At 68.4% G+C, this 17,802-nt stretch carries 13 protein-coding genes; 9 read left to right on the top strand and 4 right to left on the bottom strand.

The features are described from left to right. Positions 1 to 275: 275 nt before the first annotated feature. Positions 276 to 578 carry a hypothetical protein gene (locus ACFVTC_RS20650; RefSeq protein WP_390128953.1) on the bottom strand — a complete coding sequence of 101 codons (303 nt, stop codon included), beginning with the start codon at positions 576 to 578 and terminating at the stop codon, positions 276 to 278. A 321-nt stretch (positions 579 to 899) separates the two neighbouring features. Here ACFVTC_RS20650 and ACFVTC_RS20645 point away from each other — a divergent pair, with 321 nt between their 5' ends. Beyond that, positions 900 to 1,664 (top strand): peptidoglycan-binding protein, encoded by a 765-nt coding sequence (locus ACFVTC_RS20645; protein WP_390128951.1) that lies wholly within the window; start codon positions 900 to 902, stop codon positions 1,662 to 1,664. Then, positions 1,661 to 2,515 carry a DUF2690 domain-containing protein gene (locus ACFVTC_RS20640; RefSeq protein WP_390128949.1) on the top strand — a complete coding sequence of 285 codons (855 nt, stop codon included), beginning with the start codon at positions 1,661 to 1,663 and terminating at the stop codon, positions 2,513 to 2,515. Before ACFVTC_RS20645 ends, ACFVTC_RS20640 begins: the two co-directional genes overlap by 4 nt. A gap of 839 nt (positions 2,516 to 3,354) precedes the next feature. On the opposite strand, the gene ACFVTC_RS20635 is transcribed toward ACFVTC_RS20640, so the two are convergent. Further along, complete coding sequence (locus tag ACFVTC_RS20635; RefSeq protein WP_390128947.1) at positions 3,355 to 4,239, bottom strand: aminoglycoside phosphotransferase family protein; 885 nt, start codon at positions 4,237 to 4,239, stop codon at positions 3,355 to 3,357. Positions 4,240 to 4,797: 558 nt separating this feature from the next. On the opposite strand from ACFVTC_RS20635, the gene ACFVTC_RS20630 reads away from it, so the two are divergent. The 3 genes from ACFVTC_RS20630 (at position 4,798) to ACFVTC_RS20620 (ending at position 12,644) form a co-directional block, all read left to right on the top strand. After that, positions 4,798 to 7,731 carry an ATP-binding protein gene (locus ACFVTC_RS20630; protein ID WP_390128945.1) on the top strand — a complete coding sequence of 978 codons (2,934 nt, stop codon included), beginning with the start codon at positions 4,798 to 4,800 and terminating at the stop codon, positions 7,729 to 7,731. A 609-nt stretch (positions 7,732 to 8,340) separates the two neighbouring features. Further along, on the top strand, positions 8,341 to 12,003 hold the full coding sequence (locus ACFVTC_RS20625; protein ID WP_390128944.1) for a S8 family serine peptidase: 3,663 nt from the start codon (positions 8,341 to 8,343) through the stop codon (positions 12,001 to 12,003). Positions 12,004 to 12,080: 77 nt separating this feature from the next. Beyond that, entirely contained in the window at positions 12,081 to 12,644 is a 564-nt protein-coding gene (locus tag ACFVTC_RS20620; RefSeq protein WP_390128942.1) for a hypothetical protein, read from the top strand. Between the two features lie 774 nt (positions 12,645 to 13,418). Here the strand turns inward: ACFVTC_RS20620 and ACFVTC_RS20615 are convergent. Continuing rightward, positions 13,419 to 14,162: a DUF6193 family natural product biosynthesis protein gene (locus tag ACFVTC_RS20615; RefSeq protein ID WP_390128941.1), complete on the bottom strand. Its 744-nt coding sequence runs from the start codon at positions 14,160 to 14,162 to the stop codon at positions 13,419 to 13,421. A 140-nt stretch (positions 14,163 to 14,302) separates the two neighbouring features. On the opposite strand from ACFVTC_RS20615, the gene ACFVTC_RS20610 reads away from it, so the two are divergent. Beyond that, positions 14,303 to 14,911, top strand: a complete 609-nt coding sequence (locus ACFVTC_RS20610) for an SMI1/KNR4 family protein (RefSeq protein ID WP_390128938.1) — start codon at positions 14,303 to 14,305, stop codon at positions 14,909 to 14,911. 347 nt (positions 14,912 to 15,258) lie between these two features. Then, positions 15,259 to 15,462 (top strand): hypothetical protein, encoded by a 204-nt coding sequence (locus ACFVTC_RS20605; protein ID WP_390128936.1) that lies wholly within the window; start codon positions 15,259 to 15,261, stop codon positions 15,460 to 15,462. 41 nt (positions 15,463 to 15,503) lie between these two features. Here ACFVTC_RS20605 and ACFVTC_RS20600 read toward each other — a convergent pair whose 3' ends face one another. Further along, positions 15,504 to 15,752: a hypothetical protein gene (locus ACFVTC_RS20600; protein ID WP_390128934.1), complete on the bottom strand. Its 249-nt coding sequence runs from the start codon at positions 15,750 to 15,752 to the stop codon at positions 15,504 to 15,506. A 76-nt stretch (positions 15,753 to 15,828) separates the two neighbouring features. Here ACFVTC_RS20600 and ACFVTC_RS20595 point away from each other — a divergent pair, with 76 nt between their 5' ends. Further along, positions 15,829 to 15,981, top strand: coding sequence for a hypothetical protein (locus tag ACFVTC_RS20595; RefSeq protein WP_390129356.1), 153 nt, complete (start codon positions 15,829 to 15,831; stop codon positions 15,979 to 15,981). 69 nt (positions 15,982 to 16,050) lie between these two features. Beyond that, complete coding sequence (locus ACFVTC_RS20590; protein WP_390128931.1) at positions 16,051 to 17,436, top strand: FAD-dependent oxidoreductase; 1,386 nt, start codon at positions 16,051 to 16,053, stop codon at positions 17,434 to 17,436. Positions 17,437 to 17,802: the final 366 nt, after the last annotated feature.

The raw sequence follows: 17,802 nt of genomic DNA, 5'->3' as shown, positions 1-17,802 counted from the left end.
CGCCCCCCCCACACCCCCCCACTGTTCCGGTTTCCGGGTCTGGGCGTGGGGGGGGGGGGGTGGGTGGCCCGCGGACATCGAACCGGACGCCCTGACGTCGACGGCGACATGCCCCTCAGCGCCGACAACAACGAGAGCGCGAAGGCGGACCGCTCTTCGCCCAGCTCAGTGACAGGCGGGCGGCACACAGGCGGTGCCGTCCGCCGGCGGGTCGGACTGTTTCGCGCACAGGTCAGCGGACCGTGGGACGTCCCCCGTCATGAAACAGCTGCCCGTCAGCAGACGACGGTCTTCTGGTAGCGGCCCCAGTTGATCGTGTGGATGAGGCCGTGCTTGTTCGTAAGGGCCTTGCAGCCCATGTCACCGCCGGATTTCACGACGATGTTGACGTGCATCGTCTTGCCGCACGTGTTGTAGAGGGAGACCTGCTGGAAGTCGGGCTGGCTGTACACCGTTCGGCTGATGCAGGCGGGCGCGGTGCCGCCAGAAGCCGCGCTCGCGGCAGGGGCCATGGCCGCGGCGCCGCCGACCAGTGCCGCCGTCGCCGACAGTGCCGCCAGATTCCTATGGATTCCCATGGATGATCTCTCCTTCGATCGGTGAGGGCGGCACGGGGTGGACCGCGCCGCCCGGCTTGCACGATCGAGATTGGCGGCCGGTCACGCTCGGCTGCCAGCCTCGACGGCCAATTGGGGTGTTCGTGAGCCGTCCGCTGGGCTGACCTGCTGGGACAGAGCTGATTGTGAAGGGGTTCTGGGCCGAGGTGGAGCCATCGGATGAGCTGGCCGAAAGGCCCGCTGCGAACGAACCGTTGGGAAACGATGATTTCGACGGGCCCAGGAAAGCCCTTACGGCACAGCCACGAGCCCGCAACGGGCTCAACGCGTATGGGGTGGAACATGTCGCGTTGGAAAGCGCTACCGGCGTCGCTCGACGATCGGGCACAGAAGCTCGTCATTCAGCTGCGCTGGATGAAGGACCGAAGCGGGCTGAGTCTGCTATCGCTGCAGACCAAGACGGGGTACAGCCGATCGTCCTGGGAGCGCTATCTCAACGGAAAGGCGCTGCCGCCGCGGGAGGCGGTGGAGGCCTTGGCGCGTGTGAGTGGTGCGGATGCGACGAGGATCCTGGTTCTGCATGAGGTGGCCGCAGCGGTTTGGCAGCCGTCGCCGACACATCCGTTGGTCGGAGCAGCAGTTGAGCCCTCCGTGTCTTCTGAGCCCAGGCGGGTCCGTCGCGGTGTACTGATCGGCGCCGGCACTGCTGTAGTTCTGGGCGCGCTACTCGCAGGGCTGCTGGTCACCGCTCCTTGGAACGGCGGCTCCTCGGGCGAAAACACGACGGGGACGGCACGCGCCCCCTCCTCGGCTGCGCCGTTCGTGTACCACCCGGGCAAGACGTATCCCTGCCCGCTCCAGCGCCAGAAGGGGCAGTTGTACGCGGGCCACAGCACCGCCCGCGTCAAAGTGCTCGGGCAGGGTTCGCAGGGCTGGGACGTCGTGGAGGTTCAGTGCCTGCTGCAGCACGACGGATTTGATGCCGGCGGCGTGGACGGGGTCTACGGCGCGAACACCGCGCGAGCCGTCAAACTCCTGCAGAAGAAGGCCGGTCTGTACACGGATGGCGTGGTGGGGCGGCACACGTGGCAGGTCCTGAGGAAATGACAGACTCCACGCGACCGGCCTGTGCCCGGCTGGCGCAAGCGCTGCAGGAACTCAAGGCTCGCACCGGGTTGAGCATGGCGGTGTTGGCAGAGCGTACCCAGTACAGCAAGTCGTCCTGGCAGCGCTATCTCAACGGCAATCAGCTCGCCCCGAGCAAAGCCGTCGTTGCCCTGTGTGCCCTGGCGGGGGAGTCCCGGGGGCGGTTGCTGGCCCTGTGGGAGCTGGCCGACCAAGAGTGGAGCGGTCGCGCGCAGCCGGCGGCGCCCACGGTGGTGCCAGAGGAGGGGGACAGGCGGCTGGACACTCGCAGCGTTTCCGCGGATTCGGCTGCTGCCGACCAGGAGAAGAGGTGGAACCTCGGTTGGCGTTGGTGGGCCTTTGCGGCGGCGGTCGTGCTGGGGCTCGCTGCGGCGACAGTGGTGACGGCCATGCCCGGCCCAGGCGCGAAGGCTCCCACCCGGCAGTCTGCGTACTCCGTGCCGCCCGCTCATAGCTGCCAAGGCCAGACGTGCGCGGGTCGAGATCCGTTGATGACGGGCTGTGCGGCGTCCGGAGAGGTCGAGGACATCGGCTCGCGGGAGCCGTACCGAACTTCTATGCGCGCATTGTTGGGCTTCCGGTACAGCGCGCAGTGCCGCGCAGTGTGGGCGATGCTCTGGCGGGCGGACGTCGGAGACGTAATCGAGCTTTCCGGTCAGGGTGGCGGCTCGCAGCGAGGGCAGGTCCACGACATGGACGAAGGCTCCGTCACGACTCCCATGCTCAACGGCAGCGAACTCGGCCGTCTTGAAGCCTGCTATGAACCGTCGGGCGGGCATCCAGAGTGCTTTCGGCTAGGACCTGTCCCTTGATCTCCGCTGTTGGGGATGAGAAAGGACGGCCTCCCACAACAACCACGCGCAGTGCCAGGGTTGTTGGATCTGTTCGAGTCATTGTCAGGAACGATCCTGAGCAGAACTCGCCGGGGGTCCGCCCGGGCCGGGGTTCGGAGAGGTACTCAGCCCGCCGTCGCAACAACCGACCTGGTCAGACCGTCGTGCTCGGCTATGGCCTGAGGTTGTCGAGGGCCGCCCTCGTGATCACGGCGGTTCGTTGGTCCACCCACACCGCCCATCGGCCGCCAGCCATCGACATCAGAGGAACTTTGAGGGCACTCGTCGCGCACGAGTACTTCCTGGGGCACACGTGGCTGTCCCCGTATTCGGATCGGCAGGCGGCGCGGACGAACGAGAGCCAGCTCCGGCAGAAGTCGGCTGTGTCGTCGGCTACCGGTGCCCGCTGGGATTCCCTAGTGCCGCCGGTGCGTCGTGCCTCGCCGACGTCGGCCGTTCCGGACCCCGGATCGAGCCGGATGGGTACCGGCTCGCCCCGTGGCGTCTCGGTCGCGCTTCAAATACAGCACTGTCCCAGCAGGTCAGAAGGCGAGCTGTCCCACGAGGTCCGCGATTCATTTCCTTTCGTGGGCAGTTGGTGCGGGTTTCCTCGAATCTGGGTGACGCAAGCCGGGCGGCCTGGTCCACCCCGGGCCGTCCCCGACCATCAAGTGTGTCGCTGCGGTGTCCGCAGTGGCGGGAGGCCGCTGGGCTCGGTGGCGTGGGTCGGTGCCGGTTCGGCATCCGCTGCGCCCCGCCACCGCAGTCAAAGAGGAACTCTCACAATGCGTCGATCCAGTTCGAACCCCTCTCATCGTTCAGCCTTCGTCCAGCACCGTCCGGATCACGTGACGAGCGTTGTGTGCCATCGCCGGATTCGTCCTCCGGTAGTACGGCAGCGCGATCAGTGCCTGCGAGAGCGTCCGTCCCCGCCCGCGGATCCAAGTCGCGTCGTCCACGCCCAGTCGGGTGCGAAAGACCTCCCTCGCTTCGGCCGGCAGCAGATTCCACGCCGGGAACAGATCGCACGCCGGATCGCCCACGCCCAGGCATCCGAAGTCGATTACCGCGATCAGCCTGCCGTCGGCCACCAGCAAGTTGCCCGGCATGAGGTCGGCGTGCAGCCATACCGGCATGCCGTCCCAGGCCGGGGCCCGCAGCGTCTCCTCCCATACAGTGGCGGCAGCGTCGCAGTCGACGTCCTCCCACGGGTTGCCACGCAGTTCCTCGATCGCTGCCCGGGTCTCCGCGTCGAGGGAGACGACCGGTCCGCCGCGATGGGCCCGCGGCGCGTCCGGCAGGGTCATGCTCCGCATCGCCACCACAAACCCGGCCAGATCCTCGGCCAACAGAGCGGGTTCACTCAGTACCCCCGCCTCGGGATTCTCCCCCGTGAGCCACCGGTACACCGACCACGGCCACGGATACCCCTCGGCGGGCTGCCCGTCTCCGAGGACCTCGGGGATGGTTGTGGGCAGTTGGGGCGCGAGCCGTGGCAGCCACGTCCGTTCCACCGCCACGTCGTTGGCCCCGCCCTTCAGCAGAGGAAGCCGTACCACCATGTCATTGCCCAGCCGGTACATGGCGTTGACGGTGCCGGCGGACGGAAACCGCTCTACCGGCAGTTCGGCCCACTGCGGGAATTGCCCGGCGATCAGGCGCCGCACAAGGGCGTCGTCGACGGGATGCATGCCGGGATGCATGTGCGCTGTGTTCATGGCACTTCATCCGACCGGCCGATGTCGACGGGCGTCAAATGCTTTTGCGGCAGGCACCACGCCCCCAACCCGCCCTGGTCCTGGTCGCGACGACTGACGTCATCAGCGTAGGCGGAACAGTCTCCGGCGCGCGCCTGCTGCCACGGGAGCAACTTGGTCGATGACGGTCACCGGCACCGTCAACGCCCCCTGGCCACGCCGCACCCGCCACCCAGCACATGTCCTACGCCGGCACCGCCGTGTCACACCGCCATGAAGTCAGCGGCGGTCAGGCGGAGTTGCCAGCTGCGCCGGCACCTCGGCGACTACGCCCGGCCGCGGGCAGTCGGGCGGCGGACCCACCAGGGGAACGGTCTGCGAGATCCGGACCGGTCTCTCCTGGCGCGATCCACCAAATCGACACAGTCGTGGCATACGGATCACAGGCTTGGAACTGTCCCTGTCGGCGGCACCCGGTGAAAGCCGCGATGCCGGCCCCTCACATGATCTCCCGGGGATAAAGTCGGCGCTGGCGTAGCGGTGGTCGGCTGAGGGGAGTTGGCGGTGGGTGGAGGGGCCCGTAAGGGTGCCGGTCGGCTCCCGGCGCTGTCCGCGCCGCGGTTCGTAGGCCGGGACGGTGAGCTGGATGCGCTCGGATCGGCGCTCGAACGTACCCCCGCGGTCGTCCTGATCGACGGCGAAGCGGGCATCGGCAAGACCAGGCTGCTGCGCGAGTTCCTTGCGTCGCAGGCGGAGCGGGGGTGTCGCGCCTTGGTCGGTGCCTGCCTGGAATTGCGGGTGCCGTACACGCTCGGGGCGGTGGTGGACGCGGTGCGCGACGGCGTCGACAACGTTGTCGGACTGCGGCTGAGCGGTCTGGGCGGTGCGCTGCGGCCGTTGTTCCCCGAGTGGGCCGATGACCTGCCTCCGGCTCCGGAGACGTTGGAGGACGCCACCGCTGCCCGGCACCGGCTGTTCCGTGCGTTCGTCGAGGTCCTCGGCCGGCTCGACGTCGCCCTCCTCGTGCTGGAGGACGTCCACTGGGCTGACGAGGCGACCCTCGAGTTCCTGCAGTTCCTCGTCTCCCGTCGGCCGCAGCCGGTGAGCTTGGTGCTCACCTTCCGGCGGGACGAAGTGCCGTCGGCCTCCCTCCTGTTGAGGCTGGCCTCGCGGCTGCCCTCCGACGCCCGACTGGTCAGGCTGACGCCGGGACCGTTGGACGTCGCCGAGACCGCCTCGTTCGTCTCGTCGATGCTGGACGGCGGGTATGTCTCGAACGAGTTCGCGGCGTTTCTGCACGCGCGCACCGAGGGCGTACCCCTTGCCGTGGAGGAATCGCTGCGGCTGATGCACGACCGCGCCGATCTGATCCGCCAGGACGGCGGCTGGGCGCGACGGCGGCTGGACCGCATCGAGGTCCCGCCGACGATCCGCGACGCCATGCTCGAACGCGTCCAGCGGCTCCACCCCGATGGCCGCACCGTCCTCTACGCGGCCGCAGTGCTCTCCGGGCCGGCCGACTTCGTGACCCTGCGTGCGGTCACCGGTCTGCCGGAGGAGCGGTTCGCGGCGCAGGCGGCCGAGGCGCTCGGCAACGGCCTGCTGCGCGAGGCCAAGCCCGGTCAGTGGTCGTTCCGGCATTCGCTGGCGTGCGACGCCGTGTACGACGCCATCCCGACCGGGGAGCGGCGGGACATGCACCTGCGGGCGGGCCGGACGCTGGAGCGGTGGCCGCTGCCGCCGGTGGCACAGCTGGCGCGGCACTTCCGACTGGCCGGTGTCAGCGAGGCCGCGTGCCGGTACACCGACGAGGCGGCCGACCTCTGCGTCCAGTCCGGGGACATGGCCACCTCGGCGCTGCTGCTCCACAGCCTGGTCGCCACCGTCCCGCTCCCCGCCGGGATCCTGGTACGACTGGTGACGAAGATCCAGTTTCAGGCGCTGTCCGGCTCCGACCCGTACTCGGCGATCATCGAAGCGTTGCGTTCGGCTCTCACCGGCCAGGCCCTCGCGCCGGTGGGACAGGCGTCCGTCCGTTTCCAAATCGGCCGGGTTCTCATGGTGGCGGGCGAGATCGAGGCGGGCCGCCGCGAGATCCTCACGGCGCTGCCCGATCTGCCGCCGGGGTCCCCGGAGACGGCGCGCGCCCGCGTCCTGCTGGCGCTGCCCCTGGGGAACGCGCGGCCGGTCTCGGAACACCTGCGATGGCTCCAGGAGGCGCCGCCGCTGACGCAGTCGATGGCGTCCCTCGACCGACTGCGCCTGTCCGTGGAACGCGCGTTCGCGCTGCTCATGCTGGGCGAGGAGGCCGGGTGGTCAGCGGCCCGCGAAATCCCGGACGACGTCCTGGATCCGCGGGAAGCGTCCATCGTCGCGATAGGGCATACGAACGTCGGTGAGGAGGCGACGCGGTGGGGACGCTATGACGAGGCCGGTGCACGGCTGGCCAAGGCCCGGACCCTCGCCGAGCGCCATCAGCTCGTGGACTACCTCGACAGCATCGCCTCCTCGCGGGCCCACCTCGACTGGTTCACCGGCGCCTGGTCGGGACTCGCCGAACGGGCCGCGCGTCTGGTCGACGACGACAACGGGGTACGGCTCAAGGACCGGTGCGAGGCGGCGCTCGTCGCGGGCCTGCTACAGGCTGCGGCGGGAGACCGGGAGGCAGCGAAGGAGCGGCTGCGTTTCGCCGGCGGAGACGACCAGCAGCGCATCGAGGCCGCGGCCGCACTGGCCCAGGTGTGCCTGCGCGACGGCGATGTCGACGAGGCACTGCGTCTGACGGACCAACTCGCCGAGATCGTCGTCGGAGGCGGCCTGTGGTCGCGCGCCGTCGAGTTCGCCCCGGCACGCGCCGCGGCCCTGGTCGCCGCCGGCCGGCTCGGGCCTGCCGCGGACGTGGTGAACGCTCTTGAGAGGGCGTTGGGCGACAGAGACGCGGCGGCGCCACAGGCGTCCTTGATCCTTTGCCGTGCGATCCTGGCGGAAGCCGACGGCCGCATCGCGGATGCCGCCGCACTGTTCCTCCGTGCGGCTGCCGCGTGGGAGGCACTGCCACGCCCGTACGACGCTCTGCTCGCCCGGGAGAGCTCCGCCCGCTGCCTGCTTGTGGAAGGCCGGGACGAAGCCGGGCTGTCTCTGCTGTCGGCCGTCACGCGGGCGCTGTCGGAGCTCGGCGCTCACAACGACTCCGACCGGATCGGCCGGTTCCTGGCCGGGCGGGGAGGAGATGTCGTCGCGGTGGCGCGCGGCCGGGGGCGTCCCGGCTACGGCAACCAGCTCTCGCCGCGCGAGCTGGAGGTGGCCCGGCTGCTGACCGATGGGCTGACCAACCGTCAGATCGCTGACGTACTGGTCGTGTCGGCGCAGACCATCGCCAGCCAGGTGAAGTCGGCGATGCGCAAAATGGACGTGAGCTCGCGCACTGCCCTCGCGGTCAGGGTCGTCGAGTCGGGCCTCGTGGGCGAGCTGAACCAACGGACTTCGAGCGACGAGTGAATTCCGCGGAGCGCTCGCGGGACGAAGAAAAGTCGAGGAGCGGGCGGCCGGATTAAATCCCGCATCTGACCGATCGCACGGACAGTCGGCCCTCCCGCACACTCGTCGCCATGCTGCCCGCTGAGCCGCCGACGCCCCTGCCGGAAGAGGACCCGTCCGAACCGGAACTCCGTTCTCGAGCCGAACCGGTGCCGGCCGGACCGCCGCCGGACCCAGCGGGCGCCGCCCCTGCTCACAGCGGCGCCGACGACGTCGCCGAGTACGAACCGCTCTAGGGCCTGCCTGACGATTCCCGTCTGCCCCGCGACGCCATGCACGCACTCGTAACGCACCTGGCACACACCCGAGTACGCCCGGTACGAGGGTCCGAGCCCGGCACGCCGAGGCACGCACCTGACGCGGCGGGGCCGCCCTCAGGGCGACGACGGGGATCGTCAGCCAGGCCCTGGCGCGCAAGCCCGTGGCGCCAGGCGCCGAGTGATCCAGTCCGATGGAGGGGGCCGGCGTTCTCGTGTGCGCGGGCCCCGATCGCCCGCGCTCCGCAGGCCAACACGTCGAACCTCTCCCCAAGTTTCCCGCTGTTCCCTTCCCCTCACAGGAGGCCCATAGATGAGGTCAAGCGCACGAAAGGGCACCGGCAGACGCTGGGGCGCGGTGACCGTCGGTCTGACCGTCTTCGGCATGTTCGTGCCGTCGACGGCGACCCACGCCGCCGAGCCGGTCCGGCAGACGACGCCAGCCGGTCTTGCACAGACGAGCAAACCGAAAGCGGTCGCCGACGAAGGCCTGGCCCGGATCGTCTCCGCGTCCGGCGGATCCGTCCCGGTCACGCTGATCACCGGCGACAGGCTGCGCGTCGGTGTCGACGACGACGGCAAACCGGTCGTCCGTGATACCGAGAGCGCGCCACGGCCCGACGGACTGCCCGTCGTGTTCCACACCCTCACCCGCCAGGGCAAGATGTACGTCGTGCCGGACGATGCCCTCGCGCTGGTCGGCAAGGGGATGCTGGACTGGAGTCTGTTCGACCTGAGTCAACTGGTGACGCTCGTCCAGGCAGGCAAGCGCGACACGGTGCCGGTGCTCGTCACGTACACCGACACGACCGCGGCCGACAAGACGCGCAAGGTCGCAGGGGCCTCCGGCGGGCGGACGCTACCGAGCATCAACGGCCGCTCGTTGAACATCGCCGACGACGGGCGGTGGTGGCAGGAGGTGCGGGGCAAGACGGCCTCCACGCCGGCCGCCGCCCGCTCCGCCGGTTCCCTGACAGGGGTCAAGAAGGTCTGGCTCAACGGCCTGGCCCACGTCGACCTCGAGCAGTCGGTACCGCAGATCGGCGCGCCTGTCGCCTGGGAACGCGGCTACGACGGCACCGGCGTGACCGTGGCGGTGTTGGACACCGGCATCGATGCCACCCACCCGGACGTGTCCGCGAGCATCGCCGGACAGGTCGACTTCACCGGTAGTCCCACGGGCGCCAAGGACGGGCACGGGCACGGCACCCACGTGGCGTCCACGGTCCTGGGCAGCGGAGCCGCTTCCAAAGGGCTGCGCAAGGGCGTCGCACCCGGCGCCAAACTTCTGGTGGGCAAGGTTTGCGACGACAGCGGGCAGTGTCCCGACGACGGAATCATCGCGGCCATGGACTGGGCTGCCCACTCGGGAGCCAAGATCGTCAACATGAGCCTGGGAGGTGACCCCACCGACGGCACGGACCCGATGAGCCAGGCGCTCAACGAGCTCAGCCGTGCCACCGGGACCCTGTTCGTGGTCGCGGCCGGCAACTCAGGCTTCACCCCGCAGAAGGTGGTCGCCCCGGGCTCAGCCGACGACGCCCTGACCGTGGCGGCCGTCGACAAGTCCGACGAGATGGCGTCCTTCTCCAACCGCGGACCCCGAATCGGGGACGGCGCCGCCAAGCCGGACATCGCGGCTCCGGGCGTCGACATCGTCGCGGCCCGCGCCGCCGGTACGACCATGGGCACTCCGGTGGACCAGTACTACACCACGGCCAGCGGGACCTCGATGGCAACGCCCCACGTGGCCGGCGCCGCAGCCATCGTCGCCCAGCAGCATCCGGAGCTGACCGGCCAGCAGATCAAGGCGCTGCTGATGAGTACTGCCACCGATCTGGGGCACGACCTGTACGCCCAGGGCGCCGGCCGGGTGGACCTCGCGACCGCGACCGATCCGCAGGTCATCCCGAAGGGGAACCTGAACTTCGGCCGCTTGACCTACCCGCACTCGCCGGTGACGAAGAAAATCACGTACACCAACCACGATGACAAGGCGATCACGCTGCATCTCGCGGCGCCGGTCTCCTTCGCCGACGGCCGGCCCGCCGCGGCAGGCATGTTCACCCTCGGCACGGACAAGGTCATTGTTCCCGCCAACGGGTCCGCCGAGGTGTCGGTGACACTCGACGGCGGTGTGCTGGGCACCGACGGAGCCTACGGTGGATACAACGGGATGCTCAAAGCCCGGGACGATTCCGGCAAGATTCAGCTGAGCTCGGGCATTCACACCTTCGTCGAAGCCCAGAAGTTCCCGTTGACCCTGCACGTAGTCCCTCCGACCGGTGCCACCGACGTGCGTTACGGCAGCGCCACGTTCACGCCGGTCGACGACCAAGTACACCTGCACGCGGGCCCGACCTACGAAACCGGCGCCGACACCGTGACCGGACAGCTCTTCCGCGGTGTCTACGCGGCGCAGATACCGGTCACCTGGCGCAACGCGGCCGGTGAGTGGCAGCAGGCAGAGCCGATGGCACCGGAGGTCAGCCTCACCAAGGCCACGACGGTCAGCCTGGACCTGCGCAAGGCCAAGCCGCTGAGCGTGCAGTACCCGGAATCGACTGAGACCTACATGACGTCCGATTCCGTCAACCGGGTCTCGGCGACCGGACAATGGGAAACGGGCACGCGGGTCTCACTCGGCTACAGGGTCAGCGAATCGAACTGGTGGATGCTGCCTACGGGCAAGGTGAGCATCGGCACCCTCACCCACGACCTCTACAGCTCGCGGACAACCCCGGTCGTCACCCTGCGGACCACCGGCCGCGGTGTCCCCGCCACCCTGTCCGCCCGTTACGGGACCCCTGACGCCGCGCTGGGCGAGACGCAGATGTGGCTGAACGACGACGGTGATCCAAGCTTCCGCGAAGCCTCGATCCCGGTTCCCCGGCTGCCGGTCAAGGGACACCTCCCGGTGGTCGAGGCGGGCACCGGTTCCGCCGCCGAGCTTGCGAACGTCGACGCCCGGGGCAAGCTCGTGCTTCTGACGCCGACTGACATCTGCCAGGCGACCTGCGACTTCACAAGGCTCCGGGACGAGCGGGTTGCGGCCGCTGCCGCCGTCGGCGCCGCCGGCGTGCTGGTTGCCGCACCGGATCTCACCTCGCTGGGCCGTCCCACGGAGCTCGACCAGTGCCCGGACGGGCCGAAGAGCTGCCCGGCCATCCAGTCCTACGGCCCCCTGCCCATCGTGACGCTGCCCTACGACCAGGCCGAAAGCCTGCTCAAGCGGATCAGATCCGAACGGTCGCCCGTCGAGCTCAGTGTCGGCGGCAGCGTCGTGCCGAAGGTGTACGCCGCCAGGTACCACGACGAGGGACAGATCAAGCCGGACGGCTACCGGGTCGCCAAGGACGATCTCGACCAAGTCGACCTCCACTTCCACGCGGCACAGCCCGGAGACGTCCACCAGCTGGCCTGGATGCAGTTCCTCCGCAACACCCCCACCGCGTCACAGGTCACTCTGCCCAGCCTGCCTACGCGGCAGACCCTCACCACGTTCGTCAAGCGGCAGCACGACGCGATCAGCCGGTTCACCGCATCGTGGGCCGATCGCGGAGCGGACTCCTTCCTGGCGCACAACCGCTCTGAGGCGAACGACCTGGTCCTCACCGGCAAGGACGACATCCACTGGAACGCGGGGCCCTCCGTACCAGGGGCCATTCCTCAGGTGCAGACCAAGTCCGGCTTCTCGGTCGGAGCGGGACCGTGCTCGGGCTGCCGACAGGGCGACACGTTCTACCCGACCATCTACCTGACGGACAGCAGCGGTGGCCGCCAGGCCCTGATCGGCATCGTCAACGACGAATTGATCACGCACGACTTCGCCGATATCCCGGCGTGCGGACCGACTCCGTCGTCCACGTCGCCGAACCTCGACTACACCTGCGACCTCGATCTGCTGAACGCGTCCGGTCACGAGATCGAGCGCCGCACGGAGCATCTCCCCGACGAGAACTACATCAGCCAGTGACGGCACTCGAACCCGCTAAGGAGACCAACACGATGAACACCGGTGTGCCTTCGGCACGGCGCCGCAGAGGATCCCTCATGGTGCTCGTATCCGCGGTGATGCTGGCGCTGGCCGGCTGCAACGGTGGTGACCTCATCGCCTACGACCTGCCGGCGAAGTCCGCCCGGTACACGTTCGAGGCGAAGACCAACGACGTCAAGACGGTCTGGGAGTACACCTCGGCCAAAGCGACCAAGGGGGACGCCCCCAAGGTGAGTCCGTGCATGGGTGACGTGACCGGCAGCAACAAGGCAGCCTGCCGCCCGGAACCGCTGATCTTCCTGCGCTACGACTTCGATCTGGCCCTGGACAACTCCGTCAAGGCCGGGGAGAACCACGACATCACCGTCGTCGGTTACTACCAGCCACGTCTCTCCGCCCTGCCCAAGGTGACCTCCCTGAAGGCTGAGACCACCTTCGACGGGGGCAGCACCTGGCACACGGCAACCACGAGAGCCACTGGGAAGAACACCTTCACCACGACGATAAAGAACCCCCGGCGGAACCAGGCCCCCAAGGGCATCGGACTGAGAATCAGCGCGACCGACAGCCAGGGCAACACCGTCAGGCAGACCATACCCACGGCGTACACGCTGCGCTGACGGCAGCCGCCGCACACGCCTGACAGGACGGGGCGAGACCAAGTCTCGCCCCGTCCGCCCGTCCCCGCCCGGGGCCCACCGGATGAGCGCAAGCCACGCACGCGCCTCGGGGTGCTCTCTGCGACAGGGGGCCGGCGTCCAGTGAGCATCGCGACGATCCGTGCGTACTCGACGGTGTCGCGGACGGGGCGCCGCTGCGGGCGTGGCGGGTGTGGAGAGGAAGCCGATCGCGGCGGGCGGCGGCCTCTTCGCCCGCGACCGCGGCCGCTTCGACCGAGCGAGGCCGGGGGAGTCGCCCGATCCCCTGCGGCCGGTCCACCCACGTGATGCGCTTCAGCCTCTTGCGGAAGCCGCCCGCACCTTCCTGGGTGCCGGACGCGGACCTCGCGGAGGACCTCCCGCAGATGGTGGTCGTCACAGTCGTCCGGCCGGGAGTGGTAGACCATTTTCAGCACTCGCGTCCGCCGGGCTGACGGATCCTCACCGACGTCCGAGTACAGCGGAAAGCGCCACGTTCACCTGCTCACGCGACGCGTCCCCGAAAAGCGACGTTGCGTTGTCGGACGGGAAGACCTCCTCGGCTCGGAACAGGGTCATCAACTGAGGTCTCTCCGCGTGAACTGTTCGCCCCGCACACTGCACCCCAGCTGGGAAGCCTGCGGGCCTCGGCACTCAGACGGCGTAACGACATTCACCGGAGGCGCCACCGGGCGGCGGTGACACAGTGAGCTGTACGTGCTTCCCTGGCAAGTCACCGTGTTGACCCCGGCGTGATCACGGAGCACTCGCCCCTGATGTAACAGGTCCGAGAGGGGAGGGGAGGTGGTGCACGGCCACCGACACAAGGTCTTCTGCTTTCGCGGCTTCGCCGAGGATCGTGCCATCAAGGAGACTGTCGCTGAGGGTGTACCGACCGCCGCGATGTGCGTCCAGGAAAAGCCCGAGGTCGGCCAGGCCCGGGCGCGTACAGGTGGAGAACCGCAACGTCCACATGCTGGTGAACGGGTACAGCGCTCGCAACGCCGGCTCCCGGTATGCCGCCTCGATGAGCGCCTGGAACTCCGGCGCGTCTGCCTCAGCAGCCCGAGTCCGGAGGTGCTGCCACTCGGATTCCGCCAGCTGCGCCGGATCGTGGTCGGGCACCTCGAAACGGCCCGACAGATGCACGAAAGGCGCGGTCCGGCGGATCTCGGTCAACTCGGTTCCTCCATGCCAGGCCTGCGCAGCCCTGACGATCTGCGCGACATCATCGGTGTCCCCGCCGATGAGTTCCATGCCCTGACACGACTCCTCGCCGCGGATCGACCACCTCCGCTTCCAGGTGTACGCGCTGACGGTCAGCCTGTTCCGGAACGGAACGCTGCTCGCCACTGTGGCGCCGTACAGCGGGTTGGACTCTGACACCGCAACGGGGACTGAGAGGCCGTCCACATCCGCGGCGGCTTGGAGGACCGCCGCGAGGCTTCCTTCTGCCAGAACGTCGGGGTAGAACGCAGCTCGATCAGCGGGTGTGGTCATGAAGGAGATACTGCCGCAGCCGCCGCCATACGAGCGCGTGGGTTACCTTCTCTGCCACCGTACCGGCGCGTGGCCGGCTCGCAGAGGTATTGATCGGGTGTCGGGCGCCGTTGTCGTAGCGGGGTGCCAGACTGCCCGCCATGACGTCAATTGATCAAGGTGCGGTGCGGGAGTCGTGGGATCGGATCGGTCTCTGGCTGAGTACCCGTGTCCGGTGGGTTCCACTCAGGCCGGCGGTAGACCCTGGCCGTCTGGAGGCCGTTGAAGCCTCACTGGCTGTGTCACTCCCGGTGGACCTGCGGGAGTGGTGGGCCCTGACCGACGTCAGCGCCGACTACTGGATCCCTGAGTCGTTCGCCCCGGTCTCCTTGGACGAGGCCCTGGAAACCCGGGAGATCTGGCTGCTTGTCGCAGAGCAGGAGGGGCCTGCATTCGACGCGAACGGGGCACCGGAGCCTCGGTTCCTGGCGGAATTCATGCCGATCGCGATGAGCCCGGGTGGTGACGGCCTGATCGTTGACCTTCGGTCTGGCGGGTCTCACGGGGCTGTATTCCTCTGGGACCACGAGCGCTGGGGACTGGGGGTGCCCCTGTGGGACTCAGTCGGCTCGATGCTCCGGGATGTCGCTGCCGCACTCGAAACGCAGACGTCGGTGTTGCTGCGGCATGCTGCTCTCGGCGGCGCCGAGGCGACCTGTGTGGGCGAGGTCGACGAGCAAGGCGACTTGAACTGGAAGCCTGCGGGTTGAGCAGGAACTGGTAGATCAAGAGAACATGACCCGCAACTTGGAAAAGGAACTGCCGGACGGATCATGGCCTCTTATCATCGGCACCGTGATGTCACCTAGGACGGATGCCGCGTAAGTCCCCGCGCCTGGTGCGCGCCAACCGCAGGGATCGCCGGGGGCACGACTCAGTCAGCACGCTACTGATCACCGCCTGCCCGGGGCCACCCACGTGCGGGGCCGTACACACGTACCTCTTTGTCGACGCCCTCGACCTGATCGCGCGCACCCACAACGGCGCAACCGGCGGCCATCCGGGTCGGCTCCTCAGGCCTGGAGGTCCGCTCTGTCCGACCGATCAAGCCAGGAGCGTGGACGTTGCGACCTACGGGCAGGGCTCCGACCCTGTCTCGGTGGTCGGAATCCGGATCCGGCTTCGGAAGCAGACCGTGATCTGGGGCGATCTGATGTACCCAGGGGTCGAGGACCGTGTCGTCGAAGAAGTCCGCTTTGACCTGGCCCAGTACCTGGCTGAGATCAAGCGGGGCTACGCGCGATGGGGCCGCAGTACGTAGGGCGTCGGGGCTGAATTGCACGGTTTGGGCCTGAATTACTGTCAGCGGACCGGCCCGGACCGCAGTGGCGTGACGTTGGCGGCGGTTCCGCTGAGCACGTCGCGCAGTTCCTGGTTCTCGAGCGTGAGTCTGGTGTTCTCCGCGAGGAAGCCGTTGACGTCGTCTCTGAGCCGGGTTATGTCGGCGTTCTTGTTCGTGATGGTCGTCTTGAGGGTGACGATTTTCGTGCGGAGGCGGGTCTCGACCTCGCTGGTGCCGCACTGAGCGGTCCGTTCCGGAGCGGAAGGCACGGTCGACGAATTCGCCCGAGGACACGGCATGCGCCGCTGCCGCTACCGAGAACAGCCGAAAGCACACCTGCAACACATGTTCACGGCCATCGCCGTGAACATCGAACGACTCAGCGGCCGGCCAGCGACCGAGGAGCCCTCTCCGCCGAGACCACCAACCACCTTCCAGATCTTCCTGGACCAGCAGGGGATCCCCCGCTCAAAGTCCTGGCGCACCCTCGGCACCTGACCTCAACCATCCAAGATCCCCGACGGAGTCAAGCTTCAGCGATCGGCGGCTTCGGCCGATTCTTGTTCCATGGACATTTTGCACACGGACCTGCTGGTGATCGGCTTCGGCAAGGGGGGCAAGACGCTCGCCGCCGCCATGGGACGCTCCGGAAAGCGTGTCGCGATGGTCGAGCAGTCCGCCCTGCTGTACGGCGGAACATGCATCAACATCGCCTGCGTACCGACCAAAGCGCTCATCCATCGGGCCTCGCAGCGCCCGGATGACGCCGATCCCAGCGCCTGGTACGAGGCTTCCGTAGCGTCGACGGACGCGATGACGGCAACGATGCGCGACAAGAACTTCCGCATGCTCGACACCCTCGACACGGTAACCGTCGTGACCGGTACGGCGTCCTTCCTCGACGATAGGCGGGTCGAGGTCGTCGCTGGTGAGGATCGTCTGGAGATCACCGCGGAGACGATCGTCATCAATACCGGCGCCGAACCGGTAGTGCCCGACGTCCGGGGACTGCGCGAGAGCGCATACCTCGTCACGAACGCGGACCTGGTGCGCTCACCCACGATGCCGCGCCGCGTGGCCGTCATCGGCGGTGGCTACCAGGGGCTGGAATTCGCGGCGCTACTGAGCCGCTACAACGTCCCTGTCACGGTGCTGGAGAGTAGCGACCGAATTCTGCGCCGGGAGGACGACGACATCGCACAGGCGGCGGAGGCGATCCTGCGTGAGGACGGCATCAACTTCGTCACTGGCGCCCGCGTTACCGAGGTCGTCGATGGAGACGGCGTCGCGACCGTGACCTACCGGACGCATGAGGGCCAGGAGGGAACCATTGAGGCGGAGGCCGTGCTCGTTGGTACGGGACGTTCACCGCGGACCGCCGAGTTGCGCCTGGAAGCCGCTGGTGTCAGTACGGACAACCGGGGCGCCATCGAAGTGGACGAGTACTTGCGCACGAGCCGTCCGCACATCTACGCCGTGGGCGACGTGAACGGTGGCCCCCAGTTCACTTACATCTCTCTCGACGACTACCGCGTCGTCGCCGACCAGATCATGGACACGGGCAAGGGAACTCGGACCACCACCGACCGGGTCGCCGTCCCGTACACCCTCTTCATGACCCCGCCGCTCGGGCGAGTTGGCATGACCGAGAAGGAAGCACGTGCCGCGGGCCGGTCCGTGCGAATCGCGGCAAAGGACGTCGCCGCGCTGATGGCCATGCCCCGCGCGAGCATCGTCGGCGACACTCGCGGAATGATGAAGTTCGTAGTCGACGCGGAGACCGACGAGATCCTCGGCGCGGCTCTGCTCAGTATCGATTCGCAGGAACTGATCAACACTGTGGCGCTGGCAATGCGCACCGGCCTGACCGCCAGCCGACTGCGCGACGGCATCTGGACCCACCCGAGCTCCACGGAGGCGTTCAACGAGGTCCTCGCTGACGTTGTGCGGTGATCTTCCCCTTCCCGGTTCGGGGAAGTCCAGCGGCCCTCCACGCGGCCGGCAGGCCGGCCCGCAACAGGGACACCCACCGCGCCGTGCTCGAGGTGGTCGGGGAGTTCTTCGGACTCTCGCTGCCCAAGGAACAGTTCGTCAGCGGGACGCTGCCCGCCGTCCTGCTGGAGCCGGCGTGATCCGCCGATCACCCACGCACCCCGGATGGACTGCCTCGTCGTCTCCGGCGTCCCTGAGTGAGACACACGTGGTCATGCCGGCCGCGGGCCAGCCTCGCGGTCGGCGACCGGGAGGGAAGACAATGCGGACGCCGGCGTAGCGGGCAGTGCTGGTCTGTCGTCTGACATGCCGGTGATCGACCACGAG

It is taken from the genome of Streptomyces sp. NPDC057950 (assembly GCF_042887295.1).
In the GTDB taxonomy this organism is placed as follows: Bacteria; Actinomycetota; Actinomycetes; order Streptomycetales; family Streptomycetaceae; genus Streptomyces; species Streptomyces kaempferi.
Note: the sequence above shows the minus strand (reverse complement) of the source record. Positions and strands in the feature narration are given on the sequence as shown.

Bases quoted from the DNA above. Each gene is read 5' to 3' on its own strand.
- ACFVTC_RS20615 (WP_390128941.1), bottom strand. From the start codon at position 14,162: ATGACCACACCCGCTGATCGAGCTGCGTTCTACCCCGACGTTCTGGCA.
- ACFVTC_RS20610 (WP_390128938.1), top strand. From the start codon at position 14,303: ATGACGTCAATTGATCAAGGTGCGGTGCGGGAGTCGTGGGATCGGATC.
- ACFVTC_RS20645 (WP_390128951.1), top strand. From the start codon at position 900: ATGTCGCGTTGGAAAGCGCTACCGGCGTCGCTCGACGATCGGGCACAG.
- ACFVTC_RS20595 (WP_390129356.1), top strand. From the start codon at position 15,829: ATGTTCACGGCCATCGCCGTGAACATCGAACGACTCAGCGGCCGGCCA.
- ACFVTC_RS20635 (WP_390128947.1), bottom strand. From the start codon at position 4,239: ATGCATCCCGGCATGCATCCCGTCGACGACGCCCTTGTGCGGCGCCTG.
- ACFVTC_RS20650 (WP_390128953.1), bottom strand. From the start codon at position 578: ATGGGAATCCATAGGAATCTGGCGGCACTGTCGGCGACGGCGGCACTG.
- ACFVTC_RS20590 (WP_390128931.1), top strand. From the start codon at position 16,051: ATGGACATTTTGCACACGGACCTGCTGGTGATCGGCTTCGGCAAGGGG.
- ACFVTC_RS20625 (WP_390128944.1), top strand. From the start codon at position 8,341: ATGAGGTCAAGCGCACGAAAGGGCACCGGCAGACGCTGGGGCGCGGTG.
- ACFVTC_RS20620 (WP_390128942.1), top strand. From the start codon at position 12,081: ATGGTGCTCGTATCCGCGGTGATGCTGGCGCTGGCCGGCTGCAACGGT.
- ACFVTC_RS20640 (WP_390128949.1), top strand. From the start codon at position 1,661: ATGACAGACTCCACGCGACCGGCCTGTGCCCGGCTGGCGCAAGCGCTG.